This window comes from Bacillus sp. AFS077874, from assembly GCF_002566505.1.
Classification (GTDB): Bacteria; Bacillota; Bacilli; order Bacillales; family Bacillaceae_G; genus Gottfriedia.
In genome coordinates this window covers 139,660-165,961 of sequence record NZ_NUYF01000008.1, presented here as the reverse complement: position 1 = coordinate 165,961, position 26,302 = coordinate 139,660, and the positions used below count along the sequence as shown (strand labels likewise).

Annotated in this window: 29 protein-coding genes; 9 read left to right on the top strand and 20 right to left on the bottom strand. The window is 32.6% G+C overall.

Going from position 1 to position 26,302, the window contains the following annotated elements; genetic code table 11:
• Positions 1 to 47: 47 nt before the first annotated feature.
• Entirely contained in the window at positions 48 to 698 is a 651-nt protein-coding gene (locus tag COJ46_RS09690; protein WP_097978047.1) for an ABC transporter permease, read from the bottom strand.
• 300 nt (positions 699 to 998) lie between these two features.
• Between COJ46_RS09690 and COJ46_RS09685 the strand changes: the two genes are divergently transcribed.
• Complete coding sequence (locus COJ46_RS09685; RefSeq protein ID WP_097978048.1) at positions 999 to 1,238, top strand: hypothetical protein; 240 nt, start codon at positions 999 to 1,001, stop codon at positions 1,236 to 1,238.
• Positions 1,239 to 1,427: 189 nt separating this feature from the next.
• On the top strand, positions 1,428 to 3,134 hold the full coding sequence (locus tag COJ46_RS09680; protein ID WP_097978049.1) for a hypothetical protein: 1,707 nt from the start codon (positions 1,428 to 1,430) through the stop codon (positions 3,132 to 3,134).
• A gap of 74 nt (positions 3,135 to 3,208) precedes the next feature.
• Here COJ46_RS09680 and COJ46_RS09675 read toward each other — a convergent pair whose 3' ends face one another.
• From COJ46_RS09675 to COJ46_RS24965, 5 genes are all read right to left on the bottom strand, one after another.
• Complete coding sequence (locus COJ46_RS09675) at positions 3,209 to 3,778, bottom strand: hypothetical protein (protein ID WP_097978050.1); 570 nt, start codon at positions 3,776 to 3,778, stop codon at positions 3,209 to 3,211.
• Between the two features lie 233 nt (positions 3,779 to 4,011).
• Positions 4,012 to 4,848, bottom strand: a complete 837-nt coding sequence (locus COJ46_RS09670; protein ID WP_097978051.1) for an aldo/keto reductase — start codon at positions 4,846 to 4,848, stop codon at positions 4,012 to 4,014.
• Between the two features lie 327 nt (positions 4,849 to 5,175).
• Positions 5,176 to 5,652, bottom strand: a complete 477-nt coding sequence (locus COJ46_RS09665; RefSeq protein WP_097978052.1) for a GNAT family N-acetyltransferase — start codon at positions 5,650 to 5,652, stop codon at positions 5,176 to 5,178.
• Positions 5,653 to 5,709: 57 nt separating this feature from the next.
• Positions 5,710 to 6,057 (bottom strand): DUF6054 family protein, encoded by a 348-nt coding sequence (locus COJ46_RS09660; RefSeq protein ID WP_097978053.1) that lies wholly within the window; start codon positions 6,055 to 6,057, stop codon positions 5,710 to 5,712.
• A 750-nt stretch (positions 6,058 to 6,807) separates the two neighbouring features.
• Positions 6,808 to 6,936: a hypothetical protein gene (locus tag COJ46_RS24965; protein ID WP_286133621.1), complete on the bottom strand. Its 129-nt coding sequence runs from the start codon at positions 6,934 to 6,936 to the stop codon at positions 6,808 to 6,810.
• A 311-nt stretch (positions 6,937 to 7,247) separates the two neighbouring features.
• Between COJ46_RS24965 and COJ46_RS09655 the strand changes: the two genes are divergently transcribed.
• The 3 genes from COJ46_RS09655 (at position 7,248) to COJ46_RS09650 (ending at position 9,353) form a co-directional block, all read left to right on the top strand.
• Positions 7,248 to 7,973, top strand: coding sequence for a YwaF family protein (locus tag COJ46_RS09655; RefSeq protein ID WP_286133622.1), 726 nt, complete (start codon positions 7,248 to 7,250; stop codon positions 7,971 to 7,973).
• A 751-nt stretch (positions 7,974 to 8,724) separates the two neighbouring features.
• Complete coding sequence (locus COJ46_RS24960; RefSeq protein WP_286133623.1) at positions 8,725 to 8,853, top strand: hypothetical protein; 129 nt, start codon at positions 8,725 to 8,727, stop codon at positions 8,851 to 8,853.
• 140 nt (positions 8,854 to 8,993) lie between these two features.
• Positions 8,994 to 9,353, top strand: a complete 360-nt coding sequence (locus tag COJ46_RS09650; RefSeq protein WP_097978055.1) for a hypothetical protein — start codon at positions 8,994 to 8,996, stop codon at positions 9,351 to 9,353.
• A gap of 333 nt (positions 9,354 to 9,686) precedes the next feature.
• Here COJ46_RS09650 and COJ46_RS09645 read toward each other — a convergent pair whose 3' ends face one another.
• From COJ46_RS09645 to COJ46_RS24455, 5 genes are all read right to left on the bottom strand, one after another.
• A complete protein-coding gene (locus COJ46_RS09645) occupies positions 9,687 to 10,265 on the bottom strand; it encodes a dihydrofolate reductase family protein (protein ID WP_097978056.1) in 579 nt (192 codons plus the stop codon).
• Between the two features lie 129 nt (positions 10,266 to 10,394).
• Positions 10,395 to 10,832, bottom strand: coding sequence for a VOC family protein (locus tag COJ46_RS09640; RefSeq protein ID WP_097978057.1), 438 nt, complete (start codon positions 10,830 to 10,832; stop codon positions 10,395 to 10,397).
• A gap of 162 nt (positions 10,833 to 10,994) precedes the next feature.
• Positions 10,995 to 11,426 carry a hypothetical protein gene (locus COJ46_RS09635; protein WP_098565892.1) on the bottom strand — a complete coding sequence of 144 codons (432 nt, stop codon included), beginning with the start codon at positions 11,424 to 11,426 and terminating at the stop codon, positions 10,995 to 10,997.
• Between the two features lie 92 nt (positions 11,427 to 11,518).
• On the bottom strand, positions 11,519 to 11,758 hold the full coding sequence (locus tag COJ46_RS09630; protein WP_097978059.1) for a hypothetical protein: 240 nt from the start codon (positions 11,756 to 11,758) through the stop codon (positions 11,519 to 11,521).
• A gap of 155 nt (positions 11,759 to 11,913) precedes the next feature.
• Positions 11,914 to 12,066 (bottom strand): hypothetical protein, encoded by a 153-nt coding sequence (locus tag COJ46_RS24455; RefSeq protein ID WP_176522619.1) that lies wholly within the window; start codon positions 12,064 to 12,066, stop codon positions 11,914 to 11,916.
• A gap of 280 nt (positions 12,067 to 12,346) precedes the next feature.
• Here COJ46_RS24455 and COJ46_RS09625 point away from each other — a divergent pair, with 280 nt between their 5' ends.
• The 4 genes from COJ46_RS09625 to COJ46_RS09610 all read left to right on the top strand — a co-directional run bounded on the left by COJ46_RS09625 (position 12,347) and on the right by COJ46_RS09610 (position 16,004).
• Positions 12,347 to 13,744: a tetratricopeptide repeat protein gene (locus COJ46_RS09625; RefSeq protein ID WP_218008688.1), complete on the top strand. Its 1,398-nt coding sequence runs from the start codon at positions 12,347 to 12,349 to the stop codon at positions 13,742 to 13,744.
• 189 nt (positions 13,745 to 13,933) lie between these two features.
• A complete protein-coding gene (locus COJ46_RS09620) occupies positions 13,934 to 15,118 on the top strand; it encodes a COG4705 family protein (RefSeq protein ID WP_097978061.1) in 1,185 nt (394 codons plus the stop codon).
• Between the two features lie 171 nt (positions 15,119 to 15,289).
• Positions 15,290 to 15,775: a DUF2975 domain-containing protein gene (locus COJ46_RS09615; RefSeq protein WP_097978062.1), complete on the top strand. Its 486-nt coding sequence runs from the start codon at positions 15,290 to 15,292 to the stop codon at positions 15,773 to 15,775.
• Positions 15,776 to 15,785: 10 nt separating this feature from the next.
• A complete protein-coding gene (locus COJ46_RS09610; protein WP_097978063.1) occupies positions 15,786 to 16,004 on the top strand; it encodes a helix-turn-helix domain-containing protein in 219 nt (72 codons plus the stop codon).
• A gap of 103 nt (positions 16,005 to 16,107) precedes the next feature.
• Here COJ46_RS09610 and COJ46_RS09605 read toward each other — a convergent pair whose 3' ends face one another.
• From COJ46_RS09605 to COJ46_RS09565, 9 genes are all read right to left on the bottom strand, one after another.
• Positions 16,108 to 16,557, bottom strand: coding sequence for a GNAT family N-acetyltransferase (locus tag COJ46_RS09605; protein ID WP_097978064.1), 450 nt, complete (start codon positions 16,555 to 16,557; stop codon positions 16,108 to 16,110).
• A gap of 156 nt (positions 16,558 to 16,713) precedes the next feature.
• Entirely contained in the window at positions 16,714 to 17,610 is an 897-nt protein-coding gene (locus tag COJ46_RS09600) for a LysR family transcriptional regulator (protein ID WP_097978065.1), read from the bottom strand.
• 338 nt (positions 17,611 to 17,948) lie between these two features.
• On the bottom strand, positions 17,949 to 18,764 hold the full coding sequence (locus tag COJ46_RS09595; protein ID WP_097978066.1) for an internalin: 816 nt from the start codon (positions 18,762 to 18,764) through the stop codon (positions 17,949 to 17,951).
• A 154-nt stretch (positions 18,765 to 18,918) separates the two neighbouring features.
• Positions 18,919 to 19,380 carry a GNAT family N-acetyltransferase gene (locus tag COJ46_RS09590; protein WP_097978067.1) on the bottom strand — a complete coding sequence of 154 codons (462 nt, stop codon included), beginning with the start codon at positions 19,378 to 19,380 and terminating at the stop codon, positions 18,919 to 18,921.
• Positions 19,381 to 19,523: 143 nt separating this feature from the next.
• Entirely contained in the window at positions 19,524 to 20,267 is a 744-nt protein-coding gene (locus COJ46_RS09585) for a Fic family protein (protein ID WP_097978068.1), read from the bottom strand.
• A 238-nt stretch (positions 20,268 to 20,505) separates the two neighbouring features.
• Entirely contained in the window at positions 20,506 to 21,867 is a 1,362-nt protein-coding gene (locus COJ46_RS09580; RefSeq protein ID WP_097978069.1) for a sigma-54-dependent transcriptional regulator, read from the bottom strand.
• Between the two features lie 20 nt (positions 21,868 to 21,887).
• Positions 21,888 to 23,963 carry a sensor histidine kinase gene (locus COJ46_RS09575; protein WP_098565890.1) on the bottom strand — a complete coding sequence of 692 codons (2,076 nt, stop codon included), beginning with the start codon at positions 23,961 to 23,963 and terminating at the stop codon, positions 21,888 to 21,890.
• A gap of 117 nt (positions 23,964 to 24,080) precedes the next feature.
• Positions 24,081 to 24,923 (bottom strand): nitrilase-related carbon-nitrogen hydrolase, encoded by an 843-nt coding sequence (locus COJ46_RS09570; RefSeq protein WP_176522620.1) that lies wholly within the window; start codon positions 24,921 to 24,923, stop codon positions 24,081 to 24,083.
• Positions 24,924 to 24,948: 25 nt separating this feature from the next.
• Entirely contained in the window at positions 24,949 to 26,301 is a 1,353-nt protein-coding gene (locus tag COJ46_RS09565; protein WP_098565889.1) for a (Fe-S)-binding protein, read from the bottom strand.
• Between the last annotated feature and the right edge of the window lies 1 nt (position 26,302).

Genomic DNA, 26,302 nt, shown 5'->3' with positions numbered 1-26,302 from the left:
ACTCCACCTTCCTTCTTGATTCGTCTATCTTCTTATGTTAATACGTATTATGACCTTGCACTTTTACTAGTAAATTTTTGCTGAAGTTTTCCTATTATTAAGTCCATTGCAATTGCTAAAATTGAAACGGCGATTGCTCCTACTTGAATCATAACGGCATAGCTTGTTGAAATACCGCGTGAAATATATCCGCCTAATCCTCCAGCTCCAATGTATGCTGCAATTGCCCCAATTCCGATTGTCATAACAATCGCCATTCGAACACCTGCCATGATTACCGGAAACGCCAGAGGTAGCTCAACTTTCATTAATCGTTGGAAGGTCGTCATCCCTACTCCAATCGCTGCATCCCTTACATTCGGGTCAACATTCTTAATCGCAATATACGTATTTCGAATAATTGGTAATTGAGAATACAACACTAATGCAACAATCGCTGGTAAAAATCCGATTCCTTGGTTAATCAATGAGAAAATCGGGATCATAATTCCAAATAAAGCAATACTCGGAATCGTCATAATAATCCCCGCAATGGCCAAAACAATTTCAGCCAATGTCTCCCGCTGAGAAATATAGATTCCAAATGGCACCCCAGTCAAAATGGCAATCCCCACTGCCAATCCAACTAATTGAATATGCTCCAAAGTCATCTGAAGAATTTCTGACCAATTCGATTGGACAAAATTGATAATTTCCAATGTCCGCCCCCCTTTTTGTTTTTCTATACTTTAATAAAGCAATTTCCGTGCCAACTTTAAAACGTTGATTTTCATGTAAAAATTCTAAATATTTGTAAAAATAGCTAGTGAATGTGTAAAAAAATATTTACAAAATAGAAGATTGGTGAAGAAGTGGTTATTTTAGCATCGAAAAGTAAAAAAAGATTGTCCAATAAATAGACAATCTTAAACACGCTATTTAAGACTTCAGTATACTAAACTATTAATAATCGGTTCTCCAGATATTCATAGACATCAATAATAAGAAAGCTGAATTGCATGTTGATTGAGGAATATAGAAGAATAAATAATTGTGATAAAAATAAAGTTCAAATTTATGCAAACAACTCAACTGGTGTTGTAACATTAACCATTGGTGATCGAACTATTGTTGCAAAAAATAATTCACTAGAAAGTATTATTGGCGAAGTTCGAAAACACCGTCACAATCGATTAGCTCAAAGTAGAATTCAAACAGCAAGATTTATGGAAAAATTAAAAAGTATTGGTTGCAAATAGGAACAATTTTAAAACTTCAATAAGCAAAAAAGCCTGAATCCATGATTATCAAATAATCAATGCTCCAGGCTTTTATTTTATAACTTAGTATATTTTTCTACTATTTAACAGTGGCTATCTACAAGTATTTCCAATAAAATTAAAATATTGTTAGAAATGTAAACTACAATTAGATATCGGAGGAGTATTGTGTCAAATTATAAATCACAACTGAAACGCATCGTCGAAGGATTAAAACATACAGATCCAGCGATTCGACATGATGCAATTTTTGAATTAATCGAACTATCAGAAGTAGATGACCTACAATTTAATTTATTAACTTTAGAATGGTTAGCAAAAGAAGCCGCTTATCCATATCCAACATCATTTAAAGTATGGGATGAACCTAGCTACCATCTAATCAAATTCATCTCTGATTTTGAAATACCTGAATTAACAGAGGCCTTAATAAAATATTACCCTGAATATAGTAAGGCTGCTAAAGAAGAAGTATTTCGATACATAACCTCTTTTGACGGAGAAGAGCATGAACTAGCAATCTTGGAATTAATCGAACAAGATATTCAAAACAAACAAGTTGTTTTACCGTTAGATGTGCTATACGACAATCCTGGCATCATTATTAAACTATTAGAAAAACATACTGAATTATTTGAAGTGGAAGAATATAAAACTACTTTTTATCGATTGTTGTCATACTGTTTAGATAAAAATTATCTAGACCGTTTCAAAACAAAATACATCGCGCCATTGTTATTAGTGGATTATCAAAAGCAAGTAGACGAATTTCTTCGTTATCAAAATGATTATAATATTAAGTTTGTGTACGGCTCATGGAAAGAAACCTATTTACAAATCCGTTCAATTATGGCGATCTATCTATCTTTAATGGAGTATTACTTTAATGATGAGATGACACCTTTTATAAAAGAAGCAATGTCATTTACTGACCCGTTTATTCGAACTAATGCAATTATTGCCGCTCTTCAACGAGACATTGACGTACCTGAGGAACTACTGTTGGACTGTGCAACAAATATAGAATCTACAGAATACTTTTATTGGGAAATACTCAGAATTCGTAAAGAACACTTATTCCCTATTAATGAGAAAAAACAAGAATACTTCGCTAAAAGTCACTTGTTTCTTCATATCGTACAAGAACATGATTTTGTCCCTGAAACAATCGAATTAGTTAAACAGCTTGATATTGAAAACTCATATAACCAACCAATCCGTTATTATTTAGCTTCCGTTTCACATGATGATCAAGTCATTCCAGCATGGGTAGGTGCTTATTCTCTCGAGGAAGAAGACGACTCGATCCATATGTGGGAAGGTACTTATTTAGAAGATGGACAGTTCAATGAGAAATCAATCGAAGAACATGTACAACTATTTATGGACAAAAGAGCGAATGAAAAAGAAGAAGATGCTTCACTTGTACATTATGAAGGTAAGCCAAAAATAAGTAAGTGGTTCTACGCATGGTACCTCCTACTAGCTTTAAGAGGATATCAAGCATTCTCAACAATGGACCCAGTTTACATTTCTTTAACAACTTTACTTGCAGCTTTAATCGTTTCATATCATATTTATAAAACCAAACTTGTAAAAAAGAAAATCGAAATCGTCGGCAATGTTGTCCGATATACAGAAAAGGATGCTCACTCTCAGATTTTACTAGAAGACATAAAAAAAATAACAATCCAAAAGTCTAACATGAAAACAAGACTTCTTGACCGACGTTCCCAAGTTGTTGCAATTTACAACAAACAAAACAAAGTTGCACTAGAATTCCCATTAGAATGTGTATCTTACGATGAATTCGCATTTGTTGTAGATGAACTGACGGATCATTTAAAAGAACAACCACATATTCAGCAGCAATGATTTAATAGAAACAGTAAAAAGCTTGTACCTACGATTACAAAGTAATAAATGGTACAAGCTTTTTATTTTAATATTTAATTTACTAGTGCTTCAGTTCTTTCAATTCTCCATTTTCCGTCCTTATATAGATAATAAAAATCTATGCTTCGATTAATATCTTTATTAATAGGTTCAATATCGATTTCTAATCCCCTACCTTCTACTAGGCCACTAACTTCAACATCTGCCCATCCATCCATTTTACTTGTTTGATGAATCCATACTACTTTTCCTTTTGTTTTCTTTCTTTCTTCGAATAAAACTAGCGAGCGCTTCGTTAATTCAGTTTTTGTTTCATTTGTAAAATAGATTATATTTTCGATTGGCTCGTAAATATAAAGCGAAACTATTAAAAAGATCCCTAACAACCCGATTGTTCTAAGAACTGCTTGAAAAGAATTCCTAACTGTTTTTTTCAAGTATTTTCCCATCAATAAAAAATAAAGAAAATATGGTAAACAGAAAACTAAAATTGGGAGTCCAACATAAAATATTGAAATAAATAACCATCCAGCAACAAATGATAGAGTTTCAGGTATGCCATAGCAAATAGCTATTCCTACAGTTAATAAAAATGGCGCATAGTACAATAATTTAATTTTCATAGTTAACCTCTAAAAATGATAAATACAGTATTGTTATAAAAACGATTGTACCATTTTGAATAAAACTTTAATTCCTTCAATAGTAGGGTATTTTATGCAGTACTATTCTTCCTTAATAGATAAAAAGAGCCAATTATTTGGCTCTTAGTTTTTCTACTATCACAATTCTGGACTTATTCATTGCCCAAAATAAAACAGGGAAATCTCAAACGAGACTCCCTTAATTCACTAACTTAAAACCCAACTCTCATCGTATCAGGATGTGAACCTGCTCGACTATCTTGGTTTAATGCATCTATGTTTTCCATGTCTTCTTGTGTTAATTCAAAGTCAAAAATATTTGCGTTTTCGATGATACGGTTTTCTTTGATTGATTTTGGAATTGTTACGACATCATGTTGTAAGTCCCATCTTAAGATGACTTGTGCTACTGATTTATTATATTTTTGAGCAATCTTTGTTAACACTGGTTCCGCTAGAAGCTGACCTTGTTTTAAAGGTGACCATGCTTCCATTTGGATTCCTTCATTTTTACAGAAAGCTAATAGTTCTTTTTGAGTTAAATGTGGGTGAAACTCTACTTGGTTAACCATTGGTTTAATGTCGCAGTCACTCATTAAGTCTTGTAAATGGTGAATTTGGAAGTTACTTACACCAATTGCACGGACACGACCGTCTTTGTATAATTTTTCAAGTGCCTTCCAAGTATCTTTATATTTGTCAACACCAGGCCAGTGAATGAGATATAGATCTAAATAATCTAGCCCTAATAAATTTAGACTCGTTTCGAAAGCTTGTAAAGTAGTTTCATAGCCTTGTTCTGAGTTCCAAACTTTACTCGTTACAAATAATTCTTCTCGAGCAATACCAGATTCTTTAATGGCCTGACCAACGCCTTCTTCATTTTTATATATTGCAGCAGTATCGATGCTGATATAACCATTTCGGATTGCTGCTTTTACGGATTCAACAACTTCTTCTCCTTCTGAAACTTTGAAAACGCCTAAGCCTAATCGTGGCATTTTTACTCCATTATGTAATGTTACTGTTTCTTTTAGATTTGTTAGCATCTTAATGACCTCCAATTTTTTATTTTATACTAACTGCAAAGTTTTTTTCGCAGCGCGTACCTTTTCCATATATTGAATTGCATGATCTGTAACTTGATCATAATCCCCTTTTTTACCAGCTGCAATTAAATTGCCTCCTACCCTACTGCTACACTACCGTTTCAGATCCATTTTTCAATTTTATCTAACTCTACTCCTATTTTAGGTAAATAAAAAAGATTGCATTCTGTTTGTTCAGAATCCAATCCTTGCTACGATTTATGTAAAAAATTCAGGGCGTGATTAATTAACTAAAAATAGAGTTACCGGTATTGACATCTCCTTTGCTTAACCTAATCGAAACTCCATTTTTCTATTTTTTGTTGCCATTCCAATTGCCTCATAAAAATTAATAGCATTTTGATTACTCTCCGAAACTCCCAGTTCAATGCTATCAACGTTCAATTCTTTCGCGAAATCAATAACAGATTGCATGAGTTTTCTTCCAATCCCCTTTTTCCTACTCGCGTCATCAACACATAAACTATTTACAAGTAAGATCTTCCTTGCATTAACAAAAGAGTTTTCGGGTATTTCTTCTTCCTTCAAAACTGCCACGCCTACTATTTCAGTACCTAGAGTTGCCACTAGGATATGTTGCTTATCATCTTTTAGTTGGCTTTTGAATTCCTCTTCACCTACTGGAGTTGGGTTCTCTTTGTATAGGTCTGGTCGTTCAAATACGTGCAAATCGTGAACTTGTCTAAATAATGGTAATAATGACTCGTAGTCTTTTTGATTGGCATTTCGGATTGAAATCTCCATGCATTTTCACCTCTTTGGTTGTTTTAACTTTGCAGTAATTTTCTCTAACACACAAAATTAATTATCCTCAATTACTTCCAATAGATTAGCTGCCAACTTTAGTCTGATTGGTTTGATAAAACTTTTCCCTGCTCCCCAACCAATATCAAATATCCCTTCCCCATTACCTGAGGAAATGCACTTAACATACGTCTCACCACTAAAGTTATCAATAGTAACTGTCAATGTTGCTGTACTGTCGTTTCTAAAAAAGTATTTTTGAAATACTAGGATTGCAATTTCTTTCTCCTCAGCAACTTTATAATCTTGAAAAATCAAATTAGACTTTAATTCTGTGTCTTCTAAAAGAATTTGAGATACTTGAACTGGCTTTATATTTACAGTGAATTCTAAGTAATGTTTCATTTGATCCCTTTTCCTCCTTTAAATAGGGTAAACAAAAATACATCTAAATTAATTCACTTTAATTCTATCAATTATTTCTTTTTATTTTCCAAAGCAAATTATCCTATTTAATTGAATTAAATTCCATTTACTTAATAAAATAGTTGACTAAACAGTCGATCAATACAACTGTTAGCCAACCATTCAAAGGGGTACACCTCATTACACTTCAATTAACAATAAGAGCTTCACTAATGCTCATATTTTCATCCCTCAATTCTCTATCGTGCTCTTCATGGTAAGAAACGATCTTCATCTTATCGTCGAAGAAACTTCCTTTCATGTTTTCTATCTCTCTTGAAGCTGTAAGGTATACCTTAATATCGTAATCGTTTAAAAGACTGTAATAATACCGCCTGGTGGGACTGGGATTGATGGTCCGGTTACTTCAATTTCTGCATCAACAAACAACGCATGGGGGAAAGTCGCACCTGCATTGTTAAAAGCCAAATCCGATATAGCGTCAAATATTCTCCCAGCTATTACTTCCACACTAAGTTGGTTTTTCTTTTCTTTGCGACCAATATCGCCCCAAAATGAAAAACGCCATATTCCGAAAGCTGGAGGAGCAGATGGACCAGTGACAACGATGAGCAGTGTATGGTGAGGGAGAACTTTTACTGTCCAGTTACCAAATGGTGGGGACGAAATTTCAGGATTTTGAACGCCAGGAGGTACTCCAGGAGGGGAAAATTCTACTAGGAAATTAGCTTAAAGTGTTTTTGAACTCGGATTTTTGAAATAGATATTGATCATATCATTGCTATCTGGCGCTTGGTTATCAACGGGCACGTGAAATACACCAGTTGTAATTGCCTTCACTATTTTATCACATCCCATCCTTCATTCTCACCACACTCTTCGGATGAACTTACTTCTAAGAAATTTTCTTCAAAGTTGTTAGTCAATTAATTTCTTCATTTCTATTAATAATATCAATTAGGGACATCCATAAATAATATGTAAAAAGAGAAAAAACTGCTTGTACACAAATCTATGAAACTATCATTTTTATAAGAAATCCTTTAAATATACTTGCAAAGTGCACCAATTTGGCAATTGAATCGTTAACTCCTGTATAGTCTGGCAGAATTTGCCCTAAACTAACAATATTCAATCCTAAATACAAATCAGATAATGGGGTAATAATGTTGGAAAGATTTTTTCAATTTCATTCAAACTTGAGTCCGTTTCGCCTTTTTTCATTAGATCATCTAATCACAATCGGAATTATTTTGATTCTCGGTGTTCTTCTATTTATCTTTAGAAAGCAGATTCAGGACTCGGGGAAAAAACGGCTTTTTCGTTTCTCTTTAGCATTTCTTTTATTGGCTTCTGAGATTTTTTATCATATATGGCTTGTGTATGAGAATGCTTGGTCGCTTAAAACGGCTTTGCCACTTGAACTAAGTGATATTACTGTCATTCTGGGAATTATAATGCTTCTGACAAATAGCTATAGAGTGTTTCAATTCATGTATTTTGCTGGTTTAGCGAGTTCGATTCAAGCTATTATGACACCTGATCTTGGCCATTATTCTTTTCCGCATTTTCGATATTTCGAGTTTTTTGTTTCGCACGGAGGAGTGGTGCTTGCCTGTTTGATTATGGTGGTGGCCAGCAAATATCGACCGACCTTAAAATCAATGTGGGTGACCATTCTCATTGTTAACCTTTATGCAGCTTGCGTATTTTTCGTTAATAAGTTGTTGAAAGCTAACTTCATGTATCTCATGAAAAAGCCCGAAGATACTTCTCTATTAAATTATCTAGGTCCTTGGCCATGGTATCTTCTATCGGCAGAATTGGTGATGATTGTGAGCTTTTACATTTTGTATAGTCCGTTTTGGTTAAAAAGGAAAATAGAAAGAAATTAAACGAGGTTATTTTCATTTGCCCTTTGTAGATTTAAAGGGAAGAGGGGGAATTTTTTAATTTACATATTTTAAAAATCATTATAATTCATCTTAGAGTATGAGGTAACTACAGAAATGGCTATTTAATTATGAGTTTAATACTTCCATTTTTATTGAACAATCCTACCTACCATACTCTATTATATCTACTTAGTTCGGATAATTTAGCTTCAATATCATCAATTTTTACATTGTATATTAATGATGCTTCTAATATTTCATAAGGGAAATATCACTTGTTTCAATTACTGAATCACACCGTTTTATTAATTCTTCTTTACTCCAAATTCCACAACCTAGACCAAAAACTCATTTACCAGAAAGTATTTGAATTAAATTCAAAGTTTTCAATTTAAATTATATTCAGATTTTTATTTCAATCCCGTTTTAGATAAGTTAACTATTATACCAGATCCTTTTAAATATCCTAACAAAATCATCCAAATCCCATATCCCAATTACCATTATACTGTGCTAGCCATTTTCATCTATTCCGATTTTACTTTTCAACTAGTGCATGAATTAGTTCTAAAACTATCAAACTTTTACTAGAAAGATAGATTTGTAAAAATAGTAATAAATGTAAAAAAATACCAATAATATAAATAGGTTTTAGCCATGTACAAGCTTATCCTATTAAGCATATTTATAAAATATGATAGTCCGATAGGGATATCATTTAATTCATATTTCGATAAAAGGGGGAAAAAAAATGTCATTCAATCTTGCAACTTTTCTTGTTGTAGTAGTGCTTTTGGTTGCATTGCTTTTAGCATCATTACTTGGTGTTGATCAAGAACCAATTTTAGCTGCTATCTGTGCAACACTTGGATGCTGCTAATCAATTGCACGAAAAGTAAGGACAAGCCCTTCTAAATGAAGGCAAAACACCTAGAAGATTTTTATAAATTTTAATAATCTTCTAGGTTATTTTTAGGAAAATTAAATTTTTTTCAAATTATATAAAGGTGGGCTTTTTAAATGAATAATAATAATGATTTAAATAAGGAAAGTATTATGAAACTAGCAAATAATCTTAAGGGAAATGAAACTACTATAGATATGAGTTCAATTATGAGGATGGCACAAAATCTTTTTAAAGATGATTCGCTAATGAAATCTGTACAGGATCTAGGAAAGACCAATCAGTCTAATTCAATTTCATTACCAAAATCCACTCAAAAAAAAGAAAATTTAGAGTTGCCAATGACTAGTGAGATATTGGAAAAAATATCCAATGAGCTTATCCAAATAAAATCTGAACTGGTTGAAATTAATAAAAATAATAAGAATTTAGTTATAAATTTTCAAAGAAATGATAAAAATAATAAGAAAAAATAGATTTTCTAAAAGTTTATTCTATTAATTAATAACACTCTCAAAAAATAAGGCACGAATTTTTTTAAATAACTCTCTGAAAAGTTATTTTTCTTACCCCAAGTATAGAGTATAGTATATTAAATTTTGCCTTTATCAAAATTTAATATGAAACCCCTAGTGTTCAATTGTTTTGGAAACTAGGGGCTTATTCATTTTATCCAGGAATAATTTTAAAATTGTTTTTATATTCATATTTACCAATTCATCTTACGAAAATTGAAGTATGCTGCCAGTTTGTCCAATAAAAAACAACTAATGTTTGCATTAGTTGCACAAGTTTTCATATTTTATAAATTATGATTTTAAAATATTATACGTAAGGCCAATTGCACCAGAATTAAATGTTTTGTTTTCGACAAGTGTAAGGTTGCGTTTAAATTCCGAGGCCTTAAATAAAGGTAGACCATTTCCTATAATAACTGGTGAAATCGTAATTTTTATTACATCAATTAAATCAAGTTCCATAAGAGCATGTGCAAACCTTGGGCTACCTAAAATAATAATATCTTTACCTGGCTGTTTTTTTATGTTTTTAATTTCTTCTTCAATATTTTCTTTTACTAATTTTGTATTATTCCATTCAGCTTTTTCAAGTGTCGTAGAAAATACAACTTTTGATGTCTCCTCAATCCATTTAGCATGTTCAATTTCATATTCTGATGCTTCAGGGTTAGAAGGTACTGATGTCCAATAATTTTCCATCATTTGATATGTTCCTCTTCCCCATAACACGGTGTCTACTGTACTTAAAATTTCTCTAGCATGCTTTACTAATTCTTCATTGTAAGATACCCATCCAATATCCATTTCACCCTTTGGTCCTTCTACAAAGCCATCTAAAGAAGAATGTAAAAATAAAATCACATTTCTCATAAAATCCTCCTATGTACTGAGTTATATTAGTTTTCTTATTATAAAAAAAGAATTACTAACTGTTTTTATTTTTTAGAAGATATTTTTCTTCTTAAATCCTTTTCTTATATTCTACCCGATCGTTTTTATTTATTTGATTTCCTCAGCCAACTCTAAAATAATTCCTTCTGGGCCTCGAACGTAGCATAACTTATAGCTTTCTTCATATTGCTGTATTTCGCTAAAAATTTCAGTGCCTTTCTTTTTCAGTTTTGCAATAATAGCTTCAATATCTTCAACAGCAAAGCAAATATGTCGGATACCTAGTGTATTCGCAAAAGGTTGTTGAATATCTCTTTCATCTGACGGCGTATAAAATTTGACTAACTCAATCCATGCCTGACCATCTGGCATCCCCAATCCTACACATGCCGTTTTAACATCATTAAGCCCAACTATTCTGTCTAACAGTTCTCCATCCAGTTCCCATTCAGCTTTCACTTCAAGTCCAAGATCAAGAAAAAACGCTTTAGCCTCCGAAAGATCATTTACGTTTATACTCACATGATCTATTCTATTGATCTTCATATTTCATACCTCCTGCAATACATGTATTAGTGTAGGGTTTGTTTGAAATTACAATTCGCTTAAAATAGAAAATATCCTTCTTCAACAAACCTTTCGTTTTACTCCATAAAAAAAACGACTTTTCAGCAGATCGTGTTGTTTAGCTAAAGCAGTGCGTTAGTTTTATAACCATCCGTTACGCATAAATAAATTATGATCTTCTCTAAGTTCACCGATCGTCACTTTGTTAAAATCTTTGTTAGCAAAGAGAATACCATAGCTATCGATTTTTGGATGTCCATTTTTAAAGTAACCATATTCAATTGTCCCCATGCCATTTTGATCAAATGCTATTTCTAATTTACGATCTTTATTTGGATTAGGATAATTAGCACCTTTTACATCGATTAGCCCTACAAACTTTCTTTTTCCTAATAAAGAATGATGAAGTTTGCCCTTTATTTTTATCGTCACAGGATTTACTTGATCATGACCGGAATCCAATTGATATTCAACACCCTTTATGGACTCATTTACATTCTTTGGAATGTAATAATAAACACCAATAGCAACTAAAAAAACGAGAAGTATGCAAGAAACAATGACCTTTTTCAAGAAAATCACCTACATTCGTTAATCTTCAAGTGTTCGTACATTTTAAAAAATGAGTCTAAACACCAATTAGCGATTAAAACAACTATTGTTAATTAATTTTTAGTAACAGGTTTCTCTTCCCCGTTTTCTTTGCTCTCATCAATATTAAATGAATCAATAAATGCTATAAAATTTTTATAGAAATTAGGAAATAATTGATATAGCAAACCTATACTGAATAACCCCCATCCTAAAACCCTGAAAAAATGAGGACCAGTAAAAGTATTAAAATATGTCATATAGACAAATAAAAGTCCAACTAAAATATACAAAGCACACACAAGATTTCTCAAATTCATTCCACCTTTTTACGGTTTATATATTACTTTAAATAGATTATTTTGAAGGCAATTCATTAATACATTCGATATGCATTAATTTATTCCTTTTTATTCCAAAACAAGTTTGAACCACAAAAAATAGTCTGCCGAAACAGACCTAATTACAGTTAAACTAATGGATGATGTTCTTTGTCTTTACGGTTTGACGCTATGTACTTGTTTTGTGAAACTGCAATTTGTTTGATTGCATAGCCATTTTCTACTTCAATATATATAGTGCCTTTAGTATATTCATCTTCCCAACTGAAATAACGCTTCATATAGTTCATCCCTCCAGAGTATCCTCAGCCTAATAATACTATTTCCAATGGATCTAATCTAAGACTTAAAGAGTTGAAAAATCTTATTATCCCATGATTCTTCTTTATATGAAAATCCAATTCGTTTTTGAGACTAAGTAACTAGCTTAGTAATGCAATAAAAAGCATATAATCAAAACGGCGATTCTAATGAATACAAAATTATAAGGAGAAGGCTGTTTTTCTTAAGGGCATCATCTTGCATTTATAAGCAATTCTTTTGTTCGAATTAATAAATTCAATGAAAGAGGTGAGTGCAATAAAATCATTTTTAAAACTAATCTTAATATTAACTTTTGGCCTGGTTTTAGGCGGATGTAGCTATCTGGCAGATTATTACAATAATAAAGGCTATAAAGAAGAACAACATGGGAAGTATGACGAGGCTATTGCTCATTTAAACAGGGCAATAAAAAATAATCCCAAAATGTGGGAAGCTTATAACAATCGCGGACTGGCATATAATCACAAAAAAATGTACAATCAAGCCATTTCTGATTACAATAAGGCAATTGAATTGAATCCGAAAGAATATAAGCCATACAGCAACCGGGGGCTTGCCTACTACAATATGCAGATGTATGATCAAGCTATTTCTGACTTAAATGAGTCGATAAAATTAAAACCTGATTATGCAACATCATATAGTAACCTTGGGCTTGTCTATCTGGATAAACAAATGTACGATGAGGCTATTTCTACTTTTGACAAAGCAATAGAATTAGATCCGAAACAATATATAGCCTATACCAACCGCGGGCTTGCCTATTACTATCAGCAGATGTATGATCAGGCCATTGCCGATTTCAATAAGGCCATTGATTTGAATTCAAAATACTACCTGACATATAACAACCTTGGACTTGTTTATAACGATAAGCAAATGTATCTACAGGCCATCTCCAATTACAACAAGGCCATTAATTTGAATCAAAAAGACTATCAGGTATATGGCAACCGTGGGCTTGCCTATTATAATAGGCAGATGTATGATCAGGCCATTACCGATTACAACAAGGCCATTGATTTGAATCAAAAGGATTACCTCGTATATAACGACCGCGGAAATGCCTATTACAATAAGCAAATGTATAAACAGGCCATTGCCGATTTCAACAAAGCCATTGATTTGAATCAAAAAGATTATCAGGTATATGACAACCGTGGGCTTGCCTATTATAATATGAAGATGTTCGACCAAGCCATTGCTGATTACAACAAGGCCATCGATTTGAATCAAAAAGATTACCTCGTATATAACGATCGCGGGCTTGCCTATCAAAGCAAGCAGATGTATGATCAGGCCATTTCTGATTACAGCAAAGCCATTGATTTGAACTCAAAAGATTACCAAGTATATGACAACCGTGGGTATGCCTATCTCAGTAAACAGATGTACGATCTGGCCATTGCCGATTTCAACAAGGCCATTAATTTGAATTCAAAAGATTACCTCGTATATGACGACCGCGGGCTTGCCTATTACTATAAGCAAATGTACGATCTGGCCATTTCCGATTTCAGCAAGTCAATTGAATTGAATCCTCACTTTAAACTTGCTTACAGTGACCGCGGAAATGCTTATCTGAAAAAAGGCATGAACAAAGAAGCCACACAGGATTTTAACAAAGCAAAGTAATCTTTATATATTCAATAAAAAAGGAGTATGAATTTACCTACTCCTTTTTGTTGTACTTTAAAATCAATCATTTAGAAGTGATCAAGCTGCAAAAATAAATTGTTCAATTCCCCTGTTTTTCATTTTCCTTTCATTATTATGTGTGATTATAGAAATGTACTTTAATATCACATAGAAAGGAATTCATTTATGGAGACAAAACAAAATAAAATAAATACTCTGCTTAACAAGGTACCGGAAGTTACAATCTTTTTCTGGATTATTAAAGTTCTATGTACAACTGTTGGTGAAACATTTGCTGATTTTTTAAATTTTAACCTAGGTTTGGGATTAGGACTTACTACTGTGCTTATGGGTGTAGCATTTTTTATCTCTTTATTTTTCCAATTCAAAGCAAAGAAATATGTTCCAAGTATTTATTGGATCACTGTTGTTCTAATAAGTGTATTCGGAACATTGGTAACTGATAATTTGACTGACGCTATTGGCGTACCGCTTGAAACAAGTACGATTGTATTCTCAGTGCTGCTTGCATTAACGTTTCTTTTTTGGTTCCTTAGTGAAAAAACACTTTCGATCCATTCAATTTTCACAAGAAAAAGAGAAACATTTTATTGGTTAGCGATTCTTTTTACATTTGCACTAGGTACAGCTGTTGGAGATTTATATTCTGAGCAACTTGGACTAGGGTATTTTAAAACTGGTGTAACGGTTATTGTGATCATACTTTGTGTATTCTTAGCTTGGAAGTTTTTAAAACTTGATGGAATGTTAGGGTTCTGGATTGCGTACATTCTTACACGTCCACTTGGGGCATCACTAGGAGATTATTTATCACAACCAAAAGTGAATGGTGGTTTAGGTTTAGGAACAACAAGTACAAGTATCATTTTTCTAGTCGCAATTTTAGCGATCATTGTTTTCCTTGCTGTTACAAAAATTGATATTTCATTATCTATTGAAAAAACAGATGAAAATAGCCGTAAAAATAATATAATGACACAAACAATATTAGCACTGTGTATTTTCTTAGCAGTTGGTATTGGTGGTTATTTTAAATTATCATCAAATGCAGCTTCTACTGAAACAACATTATCTGGTCACTTAACAGATTTTGCAAAAATAGAAAATAAAATGTTGTCGGATGTGAATTCAAAGAACTTTAATTTAGCTAAAAAAGATGCTGACAGTTTAGAACACAATTGGGATACTTCAGAGGCTAAACTTAGAAAAATAGATAGTACTTCATGGACTAAGATTGATGGTACGATTGACGTTGTATTAGCAGCAGCTCGTACTTCAACTCCAGATGCGAATAAATGCACATCGGCAATTAATCAATCTCTTAAAGTTATAAACGCTGCAAATAAGTAAAATACATTTAACAATACGAAAAAGCATTTCTTGTATGAGAAGTGCTTTTTCTTTTTGTCAAAATTAAGAGGATATTCAATAATAATATAATAAATAACAACAGAAATTTATTGTAAAACGATAAATAATATGTTAAATTCATATTGTCATTAAATAAGTGAGGTATTTAATATGAATGTTAAAAGAGGTTCAACTACGTTCTTAAAGGCAATTATTATTCTCGCTGGAATTGCAGTGCTTTCTTTATGTATATTTTTGGTACCAAAATTTGCGAATTTCTCTTCAAATTTGTATCCAAATATTGCCGCAATGAAATATCTCGTTTTCATCGTGATGTATGGAGCTGCCTTGCCTTTTTATTTTGCTCTTTATCAGGCTTTCAATCTTTTAAGGTACATTGACGACAACACTGCGTTCTCGGAATTATCTGTAAAGGCATTAAAGAACATAAAGTACTGTGCGATTGCAATCAGTGGTATATATATATTAGCTACTCCGCTCTTTCGTTTTATAGCGAAGAAAGTTGACCCTCCTATTGGATTTTTAGGACTGATCATCATATTTGCTTCGTTAGTTATCGCCGTTTTTGCTGCTATCCTCCAACAGCTTCTACAAGAAGCGATTAACATAAAATCAGAAAATGATTTAACGGTCTGAGGTGGATGGTATGGCAATAATTATTAATATTGATGTGATGTTAGCAAAACGAAAAATGAGTGTAACGGAGCTTTCAGAAAGAGTTGGAATTACGATGGCGAATCTTTCCATTCTGAAAAATGGTAAAGCAAAAGCGGTTCGTTTTTCAACATTAGAAGCGATCTGTAAGACATTGGATTGTCAGCCAGGTGATATTTTGGAGTACAAAATGGATGAAGACACTCAATAAAAACAGACAACATTTAGAATTTAAGGGATAGCTTAATTGCTATCCCTTCTTTACGTTTATCGATGTATTTTACTCAGTGGATCTTTAGGAATATTCATAGATGCTAAATATCTAACACTACTGCCATTTCTTTACCAAATCGATCGCCATGATCAATAAATCCTAAACTTGAATATAAATTATGTGCGCCTAAGTTTTCAGGGTGATATCCTACAACAATTCTTTTGGCATTTGGTAGTTTACTCATTTCATCGATCATTAATTGAGTTGCAATTTTACCAAGTCCTTTTTGTTGAAAATTCTTATCTACCATTATTCTATATATCCAATAGCCATCTAGTTTTTCTTCAGTAGTATTAAACATTAAAAATCCAACCGCTTTACCTTCAAAATGAATAGCATATGGCTTTAGTGAAGATTCAAATTTCGATTGAGCAATCGAGATTGCATTCGTTTCAATGTGACTCTTTTGATCTTCAGATACCTCTAATAAACAGCATTCATACCAATTTTCTGCATTTAATTCCACAAGTTCTACGTTTCTGTTCTGCATAGTTTCTCCTTGGTTCCAATTATTTGAGCTGATTTGCCCTAATCATAATTTTAACAAATTTTTCCAATTTATAATTAGGACGTTTATCCTAATTCAGCTAAACTATTAGAACATAGTAGACTAAAAAGGATTCTTAAACAAAAAAATAACCGCTCATCATTGAGTGGCTATTTCTTTAACGATTTCTATAAATTTTTTACCTATATTAGAAAGCTTTTTGTTTTTTGGATAGATTACCCATAAATCCTTTACAACATATTCATTATTTTCTTTGTAAGGAATAGATCTTAAGTTTCCACTTAGTATGTACGGATGAAATTTAGCGCCTGACTCATGAGAATACACAAACACATTATGTTCTCTAACAGCCTCTGTAAGAATATTCATACTGTTTGTTGTTACTCTTATTTTATTTTTATTTTCTTTAATTAACTTAGAATAATAATAATCAGAATAGATTGAATAGCAAGCTGTATCCATTTCTAATACATCAGCTTTTGTTACGTAGTCAAGATGATAAAGTGGGGAGTTTTTTCCTACAATAACGTGAACATGATCAGTCCGAATTAATTCATAGTTAATATTTTTTTCACTCTCTAATATCTCTAAATCTTGTGGGAAAAAGCAAAAATCATATTCAGTGTGTTTAATTGTTTCCATTATTAGTGGTGGATCTTTTTCCTCGATTTCAATCGTTACATTCGGATGTTCATCTTTAATTCTGTTCATTGCTCGTAGAAGTACTGCTGCAAAAGTAGGAGCAGCTACTATTTTCAAATGAATCTTTTTATTATTTTTATAATCATACAGCTCTTCATTAAGCTTACTAATAATTTCTAAGACTTCACTAGCTCTATTTATTAAAATCTTTCCTTCTTCTGTTGGAAATGTTCCTTTCCTTGAACGTGTAAAAATACTTATTCCCATTTCATGCTCTAATTGGGAGATCGATTGACTTAGACCTGAACTTGTAATATGCAATTTTTCTGCAGCCTTAATAATTGATTTCTCGCTTGCAACTTTTACGATATATTCCATTTGCTCGAAATTCATAAATTCTCCTCGAATAAGAGTATATACACTTATATTTTCTTTCAATTGAAGTTGTATTCATTCTAGCACGAAAAAGTAGTACAATTCAAAAAACGAATCACCTGTGTGCACCAAAGTAGGGGGAATTTAGACTACTAAACTGTTTGAACAATCTTGCCATTTACTTCATCTACTATTATAGAAAAAATTCCTTTTTTTACTTTGGTTCTGTTAAATTAAAATGTTGATTTTTGAACTAAAAAAGAGGTTGTCTAATAAGACAGCCATAAGGAACTCTTCTTCAACTAACTTATGCGTTAGTTGGGTAACGACAAACCCGCTATTTTATAAGGAAAACCTTATTTTCTATATTTAATTTGAGAATCTTCAAATTGATCTTTATATTTTTGAATTCTCTTTGCATCATTTTTTGAATTTAAAAAAGGTTTTCTTTTTCCTATAACCATAATATCTTTATCGTCAATGGGATCTTCTAAAACTATATAGGGCTTAAAATAATCACATTTAGTATTAGGTAATAGAACAGATAGCCTTGCATATTCTTCCGTTGGAAACTGATTTGAAATTTCTAATATTTGTAGATTTTTTAGAAATGCAACCGGTTCTAATGATTCATCATTTGTTTTAATGTTTGATAAACAAAGGTATTTAAGATTATTAAGTTTACTAAGATCATTAAGGTTATCTAATTTCAAAGAATTCCACATACCACTGGATAAATTCAAGTACTCCAACTCTAGATTATTATTTAATGAACTTAAGTTACTTAATTTTGAGAAATCTTCAATAAATAAACTTTTTAGTAATGGGTTTTTAGTGATATCCCATAAACTTTTTGCTTTAGTATTCCAAGAAAGAGATAGAATCTCAACTTTTTTTAAATTACTAATTAATGATAAATCCTCTACTCTCAGTTCATAAATATAAAGCATTTTAGGATCAACTAATTCCAAAATAACCTCAAATTCCTTTTGATTAACTGTATATATCCATAATTTTTCTAATCCAGTAAAAAGTTTTAGTTTATGAAGATTCTTTGTTTTACCACGAATCACTAACTCTGTTAAAGTAACATCTAATCCATTCAAATCATCAATAAATTGAGGTCTTTCATTAATACTAAATATTAATTCAGGATCTTTTATGAATGACATTTCTATACTCCTAATTTTAAATTAAAAACTACCATTTGGTGAATAGTTTTTCAATAAATCAATAGATATAAACAACAATTAATTATACTTTAAATGAACATTATTTCCTTCTTTTCTTATGCAACTATCCTGCCATTATGTTGAATAAAACTCTTTATAAAAACAATTCCATTTCACTATCTTTTTTAGTAAAACCCATTTTTTTATATAGTGGCCGTCCATCCTCAGAAGCGTGCAACCAAACTCGCTTAACTCCATTTTTTTTACATTCATCAATACATTTTTCAAGCAATCTTCTAGCTAATCCATTACCACGAAATTCATTCACTGTGTACATATTTAGTATATAAGCTTCAATCCCTTGCAAATTCTCTAAATATGGTGGTCTTTTAAATAAGACCATCCCACTAATACTTACTGGTACTCCGTTATTTTCTCCCATAAAGGATATAAATTCATTTTTTGAAAGTGCAGTATTTAAATATTCCCTAGTTGAAGTTTCGATCAGTTTCTCTTCTTCAAGAGACTTCAATTCTCCCAATTCATTTAAGAGCTTCAAACGTAATCTTATTACTTGCTCAATATGTTCATGGGTTACTTTAATAAAATTGAACAATTAAACACATCCTTTTTTCTGATTTTCTATATGTATATAACTGTTTATTTCTTAAAATAGAACATAAAAAAGAATCAACTAAACTGTTGATCCTTTTGTTTTAACTAATTCATTTAGCACCTAATTATCTGATTGCTCTAAATTCAAAACATACTTAAATATTCTTTTAGATTATCCTCAACGCCATCTATAACCAATTTCACAAAATTATCTGTATTGCCTGTCATACTAGCAAGCTCTAAAGCTTCATAATATTGAATACGTTTAACTGGATCTGCTTTAATAATTGCTGGAGGATATCCATGTTGCATTAAAATAAAATTCATCAGCAAGCGCGCTGTTCTTCCGTTCCCATCGGTGAATGGATGAATATAAACAAATTTAAAATGTAATAATGCAGCAAGTTCAACAGGATGCAAAATATCTTTACTTACCTCATACCAATGCATTAGATTATCCATTTCTTGTTGGACAAATATATGTTCTGGAGGACGATGTTCACTACCTGATATCCTTACATTGTTTTGCCTATACTTTCCCGCGTTTTCATTATCTATATTTTTTAATACAAGGCTGTGAATGTTTTTCAGTGTATAATGGTTTAATTCTTCTTTCTTTGCGACAATATCCTCTACGTATTCAATAGCTTCCACATGGTTGACTGCTTCAAAATGTTCTTTTAACCGTTTACCACCTATTGTTAGACCTTCTTCAATTACAATCTTCGTTTCTAATAGAGTTAAAGTATTTCCTTCAATAGCATTTGAATTGTATGTCCATTCAATTAAATACACATCTCGCATATTCTTAAGTACAGCTGTAGGGATTGGTCGCTTACTATCTAATTGTTGCTTTAATTCATTTATTAATTGAAAGTCATTCGCCATAAATACACCTACTTCCGTTAAATTTCTAATATATTTATTTTAACATAAAAGATAGGGACAACCCCATTCAATTATGAATATTCAATAATCGAAATTATAGTCCAGGGTCTTTTAGAACCAATCATCCGAATTCCACTCAGCAGAAAGACCACCTAAGCATTAATTTGAATGATATCTAGTACTATAAGTGCAAAAAAACTGATTCAAAAGGTCAATAAACCCTTCAAATCAGCCCCAACTAAACTTTCTCTGAAAAATATTTATTCATCTTATATAAAAGACTTTGTCTAGATATCCCAAGCTTTCTTGCTGCTTTTGCAGGCTGACCAAGCGAGTCATCAAGAGCTTTTAAAATGTACTTTCTCTCGATTTGATCTAAAATTTCTGGTAAAGGGAGATCGTCATTCACTGATTCAATTAAACTTTCATTCTTCATTTCACGTATTTCTCTTGGAAAGTCATCAATTACAAGTGTTTCGCCGTTACATAAAACGACTGCCCTTTCAATTGCATTTTCTAGTTCACGTACATTTCCTTGCCAATGATAGTTCATTAAATAATTTAATAATTCTCTGTTAGCTTGATAATTTTTTTGATGCTTGTTTCGATACTTATCTAGAAATTTTTCTACTAAGAGTGGAATGTCTAACTTCCTCTCCCGTAATGGTGGTATATATAGGTCAACGATATTTAATCGATAATATAAATCTTCTCGGAACTTGCCTTCTTCTACTAATTTCTTTAGATCCCGATTCGTTGCACAAATAATTCGAACGTCGACAGTTCTAAGCAGATCGCTACCGACTCTCATAAACGTCTTATCCTGTGTGACTTGAAGAAGCTTTGCTTGAAAAGCAGGTGAAATCTCACCAATTTCATCTAAAAAAATGGTCCCTCTATCCGCTGCTTCAAATTTTCCTTTTCTGCTGGCGACAGCCCCTGTGAATGAGCCTTTTTCGTGACCAAATAATTCACTTTCCAATAATGATTCTGGAATTGCTGCACAGTTTACCGGAACAAATGGCGCTTGTTTTCTGCCACTTAGATTATGAATCATTTTAGCGATTTTTGTTTTTCCAGTTCCGCTTTCTCCTTGAATCATAATATTAGCTTCCGTATCGGAAACCCGTTCTACTAAGTTAATGATGTTTTTCATCTGAGGACTACTTGTTACAATTTCTCCATAAATTTCTGATTGTTGAAGTTGTTCTTTAAGTAGTTTATTTTCCTCTTTTACCCCAAGCCATTCGAATGCCTTTTCAATTACAACGACTAATTCGGTTAATTTAACTGGTTTTACCATGTAGTCAAATGCGCCAGCCTTCATTGCCGTAACTGCATTGTCAACGTTTCCAAAAGCCGTCATCATAATGTATACCTTATTAGGATATAGTCCAATAAATTCTTGTAAAAGCTCTAGTCCTGATACATCAGGGAGTTTCACATCTAAAAAGACTAAACTCGCGGAAACTTCAGCCATTTTTTTCCGAGCTTCTTGTCCATTCGCTGCCGTATAAACGGTATACCCCTGTTTAGAAAGCGAGGATTTTAAGATTTTTAAAATTTTTGATTCATCGTCTACCAGTAAAATATTTTTCATTAATCTATTACTCTCCTTTCCTATACAAATTTTGGGAGTTTTATAGTAAATATTGTTCCTCCCACATCTGATTGTGCATAAATTTCTCCACCAAATTGCGTTGTAATTTCATGGGCGATTGATAACCCGAGTCCTGTACCTTCCTTTTTCGTTGTATAAAATGGATCAAAAATCCAGTTGATTTCCGACTCTGGAATCCCGACCCCTGTATCTTTAATTTCGATAGTCCAAAAATTACCAGACTCTGAAAGGTTGATCGATAGGCTTCCACCATCTTCCATTGCATGTAAGCTATTAATAATAATGTTTAAGAATACTTGGCTTAGCTTCCCTTGCGAAGCGAATACGAAAGCTTCTTCCGTTTGGAATATCTTTGAAACGGAAATCCTTTGTTCGATCAATTTATTTTTTAATAGATTAAGAAGCTCATCAATGACAGCTACTACATCTACCTTTTCCCAATCTTCTTTAATCTCACCTTTTGATAATTTTAAGAATTCAGATAATATTTTATTCAATCGATCCGTAGTTTCTAAAATATCATCAGACATTTCCTCTACAAAAGTAGGATCAGTTAGGTCTAATTGAATGGCTTCCGCTGCAGCTTGTATAATGCTTAACGGATTTTTAATTTCATGTGCGATCCCTGCAGTTAATTGCCCTAATGAAGCAAGCTTTTCACTTTGCTTTACAAACTCTTCCATTTTTTTATAATCACTAACATCCCTTAAAATTAAAATGGAACCAATCGTATTTTTCCATTCATCACTAAAGTATGAAGAATATATACGGACGTCACGCTTATTGCCAAATTTGTCATAAATATGACTTTCCATCTCGTTAATTTCAGTACCTTCTTTAATCGTTTTCCATGCTAAAAATTCGTCTTCATTCTTTTTAAAAGGCACGTCAATAATATACTTACCAGTAACTTCCTCTCTAGAATGACCCGACAATTCTTCGGCTCCTTTATTAAAGGTTACGATTCTTCCTTCATTATCCATCGTGATAATTCCGTATGGGATTGATTCTACTATATTAAATAAATATCTCTCTTTATTTTTAAGCTCAGTCGCCATATTCCCCATCGTTGTTGCTAGGTTCTCAAGCTCGTCCCCTGTATGAAGAATCTCAAAATTATCCCTTTTTCCTTCAGAATATTCCTTAGCTTGTTTCGTTAATAAAGTGACAGGTTTAATAATTCGAAATGCACCAAACATCGTTAATAGAAATGTTAGTAAAAGAACAACAAAAAAGCCTTGCAGTAAAAGTACTTGCACTTGATTTGCTGGAGCAAGCGCCTGATCAATCGATTCACCGATCATCAAACCCATTCCCCCTAGAGTCATTGGCTTGTAGGAAATTAGCATTTCTTTTTTGAATAATTTTCCCTCCCAAATACCACTTCGATATTTACTAAGTTCTTTTCCTAAATGATGATTCGATAATGACTCACCAATATTCTTTTCAGTTGTATCAGATATAATTGTTCCTTTACGATCGATTAAGAGATTGATACCTTTTGAACCAATCTTGCCCTCTGAAAGATAGTCTGATAACGTACTCAAATTCACATAAGCAATAACCGCTCCATGATAATTTAATTTTTCGTCAAGAATTGGATACGCAACCGCAAACGTTTTCCTTCCATCATCTAAGGTTAAGAGATTTGAAATGTAGAAGGTTTTACTCCATTCTAATCGTTTAACAATACTATTTATTTCAACCGTATATGAATTATTAACATTTGGGATTGTCGTGATTGAATATCCGTTTTGATCGAGCACATCAATAAATAAATAGAGTGGATTTTTAGAGACGACATGATTCATTTCTCCCTGATAGGAAAGCGTATTTTCCTTCTTTGCGAATTCGGTTATCACACGGGTATCATTTATCATTTTATCGATCATGAAACTTGTCTTCGTAGCAATTGTCTTACTCATTAATTGATTCCGGTACTTTATCTCAGACCGGACCGAATTGTTCAATACATTCGTCGTTATATAATAAATGGAGGCTAATGAGGTAAAAACTACAATAAATGTAAGTAGAACATATCTTTTCGTAATTCTAGATTGCAATAATTGTTTCAAGTTTGTTACCTCCATTGGAAGTTCTCTATTTCATTATATATTTTTAGAAAATTCGTGTAAATTATTATTAGAGAAAAACAAAATGCCCTCTCTACCTAAAAGGAGGGCATTTCCTTTTCATCGAAACTGCAACTCGGCAATTTCTTGATAATGCTTCATCGTTACATGAGTATCCTCATCTCTTATAACAGGAAGCAACGTTCTTACTTCTCTAACTAAACTCGAATCGATTTCACATATTTGAACTGATGGTTCTCCGTAGGGACATTGAGCAATTATTTTGCCATATGGATTGAAAACTTTCGAATTTCCATAAAATGAAATTCCGTTCTCCTCCCCAACTCGATTTACTAATACTACATAACAGCCATAAATACTAGCATAAAACTTTCCTACCGATTCCCAACCTTCTGAGCTAGAATACTGACTGCCAAGGCCACCAGCTGGACTATTTATTAATCCAATTAATAATGAAGTATGATGGTGGGCTGCAATATGAGGTAACGACGGTTGCCATAAATCATTACAAATTAACATCACAGAATTAAAGGAATTGATTTTTTGTGTATTTACTTTCTTTCCTTTTGAAAAATATTTACCTTCTTCAAAAATTCCATAATTAGCCGGATAAACTTTTCGTTGAATGGAAGTGACCTGACCATTTTGAATCATCATTGCCGAATTATAAATTTGATCTCCTAGGCCTTCTTCTACAAAACCGAAAACTACACTCATGCCAAATTCTCTGGATGCTCGGCAAACCTTCTTTATTTCATTTGAATCCGTTGTTAATGCAACATCAAATAATTGACCTTTTAGATCATACCCAGTTAACGATAACTCTGGAAAAACTAGTAAATCAGTTTTGCCCTGATATTTCTCCATAAGACTAATCATTTCTGATAAATTCGCTTCAATATCTCCAAAAACAGGTGCAACTTGGGCAATTCCTACTTTCATATAACTCTCCTTTTCAATCAAACTTTTAAGAAATTCCGCATGCTTCAGCCAGTACATCTACTAAATGTACTCCTTGAACATGAGAACTACAGCCCTTTCTTTCAATCCCAACTCGCATTTGCAGTAAGCACCCTGGATTGGTGGTGACTACTGTTGCTGCTTTCGTCTTTTCTACATTTTCCATTTTTCGATCTAGAATTTTCATTGATTCTTCAAAGTGTAAAAGATTATAAATACCACCTGATGCACAACAGCTATCACTGCATGATAATTCAACAAAGTCAGCTCCAGGAATTGAACGTAATAATTTTCTTGGTTCCTGTTGGACTTCTTGAACATTTCGTAAATGACAAGAATCTTGGTACGTAATGACACCTTTCCATTCTTGCTTAAATGGAAGTGGTCCGTATTCTACAAGTATTTCACTTATATCTTTGGAAGCCAAAGCAAAGCTCTTAGCACGCTCTGCCCACTCTTCCTCATTTCTTAAAAGATGGTCGTATTCTTTTAACTGAGCTCCGCAACCCCCAGCATTATTAATAAAATACGTCGCATTTGCTTCCTCAAAAGCAATAATATTCTTTTTCGCCATCTCTTTAGCCTGATCAGTCATCCCTTGGTGTGCATGAAGAGCTCCACAGCAATTTTGGGATTCTGGAATAATAACCTCGCATCCAACTAAAGTTAGTAGCTCAATCGTTAATCGATTTGTTCGATTTAAGATGGCATCAGATATACATCCTGTAAAAAACGCGACCCTTGTTTTCGTTTCTCCTTTTGCAGGTATGACGGTACCATACTTATTACGTTTAAATGGAGATTCGATAACCGGTAGAACGCTTTCAAATTGAGCCATTGGTTCTGAAATCTTGGATAGAATTTTCGTCTTTTTCACGATTGTTCTCATTCCAGATTTTTGATAAAACCACGTTAAATTACCTAAGAATCTCATGCGTTTTGGATATGGAAATACTTGTGATAATAATAATTGTTTTACCCTATCATTCTTCGTTTTCTCATTCTTTTTCATTTGTTCCTCAGCAATGACCTCTTTTGCTGATTCTAGAATATGCCCATAAGGAACACTTACAGGACAGGCCGTTTCACAAGCCCGACATCCTAAGCATAGATCAATTGGTTCCGCCAAATGCTTGGAAACATCGATTTTACCTTCAGCCGCCATTTTGACGAGATTAATTCTTCCTCTAGGAGAAGCCGATTCTTTCCCCATTGATTCATAAGTCGGACAGGCGGGTAAACAATAACCACACTGGATACACTGATTAGTCGCTTCATATGCTAAATCAAATAATCGATGACCTTTTTTAGGTTCGACTTCGATCGACTTTACTAATTCCTTTAAAGGTGGAGGATTCATA

Coding starts and splice junctions, on each gene's coding strand:
- COJ46_RS09585 (WP_097978068.1), bottom strand. CDS start 20,267: ATGGCGAATGACTTTCAATTAATAAATGAATTAAAGCAACAATTAGAT.
- COJ46_RS09615 (WP_097978062.1), top strand. CDS start 15,290: ATGAATGTTAAAAGAGGTTCAACTACGTTCTTAAAGGCAATTATTATT.
- COJ46_RS09580 (WP_097978069.1), bottom strand. CDS start 21,867: ATGAAAAATATTTTACTGGTAGACGATGAATCAAAAATTTTAAAAATC.
- COJ46_RS09605 (WP_097978064.1), bottom strand. CDS start 16,557: ATGCAGAACAGAAACGTAGAACTTGTGGAATTAAATGCAGAAAATTGG.
- COJ46_RS09660 (WP_097978053.1), bottom strand. CDS start 6,057: ATGAAACATTACTTAGAATTCACTGTAAATATAAAGCCAGTTCAAGTA.
- COJ46_RS09595 (WP_097978066.1), bottom strand. CDS start 18,764: ATGTCATTCATAAAAGATCCTGAATTAATATTTAGTATTAATGAAAGA.
- COJ46_RS09610 (WP_097978063.1), top strand. CDS start 15,786: ATGGCAATAATTATTAATATTGATGTGATGTTAGCAAAACGAAAAATG.
- COJ46_RS09665 (WP_097978052.1), bottom strand. CDS start 5,652: ATGGAGATTTCAATCCGAAATGCCAATCAAAAAGACTACGAGTCATTA.
- COJ46_RS24455 (WP_176522619.1), bottom strand. CDS start 12,066: ATGAAGCGTTATTTCAGTTGGGAAGATGAATATACTAAAGGCACTATA.
- COJ46_RS09620 (WP_097978061.1), top strand. CDS start 13,934: ATGGAGACAAAACAAAATAAAATAAATACTCTGCTTAACAAGGTACCG.
- COJ46_RS09685 (WP_097978048.1), top strand. CDS start 999: ATGTTGATTGAGGAATATAGAAGAATAAATAATTGTGATAAAAATAAA.
- COJ46_RS24960 (WP_286133623.1), top strand. CDS start 8,725: ATGTCATTCAATCTTGCAACTTTTCTTGTTGTAGTAGTGCTTTTGGTT.
- COJ46_RS09640 (WP_097978057.1), bottom strand. CDS start 10,832: ATGAAGATCAATAGAATAGATCATGTGAGTATAAACGTAAATGATCTT.
- COJ46_RS24965 (WP_286133621.1), bottom strand. CDS start 6,936: ATGGGATGTGATAAAATAGTGAAGGCAATTACAACTGGTGTATTTCAC.
- COJ46_RS09600 (WP_097978065.1), bottom strand. CDS start 17,610: ATGAATTTCGAGCAAATGGAATATATCGTAAAAGTTGCAAGCGAGAAA.
- COJ46_RS09625 (WP_218008688.1), top strand. CDS start 12,347: ATGAAAGAGGTGAGTGCAATAAAATCATTTTTAAAACTAATCTTAATA.
- COJ46_RS09650 (WP_097978055.1), top strand. CDS start 8,994: ATGAATAATAATAATGATTTAAATAAGGAAAGTATTATGAAACTAGCA.
- COJ46_RS09675 (WP_097978050.1), bottom strand. CDS start 3,778: ATGAAAATTAAATTATTGTACTATGCGCCATTTTTATTAACTGTAGGA.
- COJ46_RS09570 (WP_176522620.1), bottom strand. CDS start 24,923: ATGAAAGTAGGAATTGCCCAAGTTGCACCTGTTTTTGGAGATATTGAA.
- COJ46_RS09565 (WP_098565889.1), bottom strand. CDS start 26,301: ATGAATCCTCCACCTTTAAAGGAATTAGTAAAGTCGATCGAAGTCGAA.
- COJ46_RS09670 (WP_097978051.1), bottom strand. CDS start 4,848: ATGCTAACAAATCTAAAAGAAACAGTAACATTACATAATGGAGTAAAA.
- COJ46_RS09645 (WP_097978056.1), bottom strand. CDS start 10,265: ATGAGAAATGTGATTTTATTTTTACATTCTTCTTTAGATGGCTTTGTA.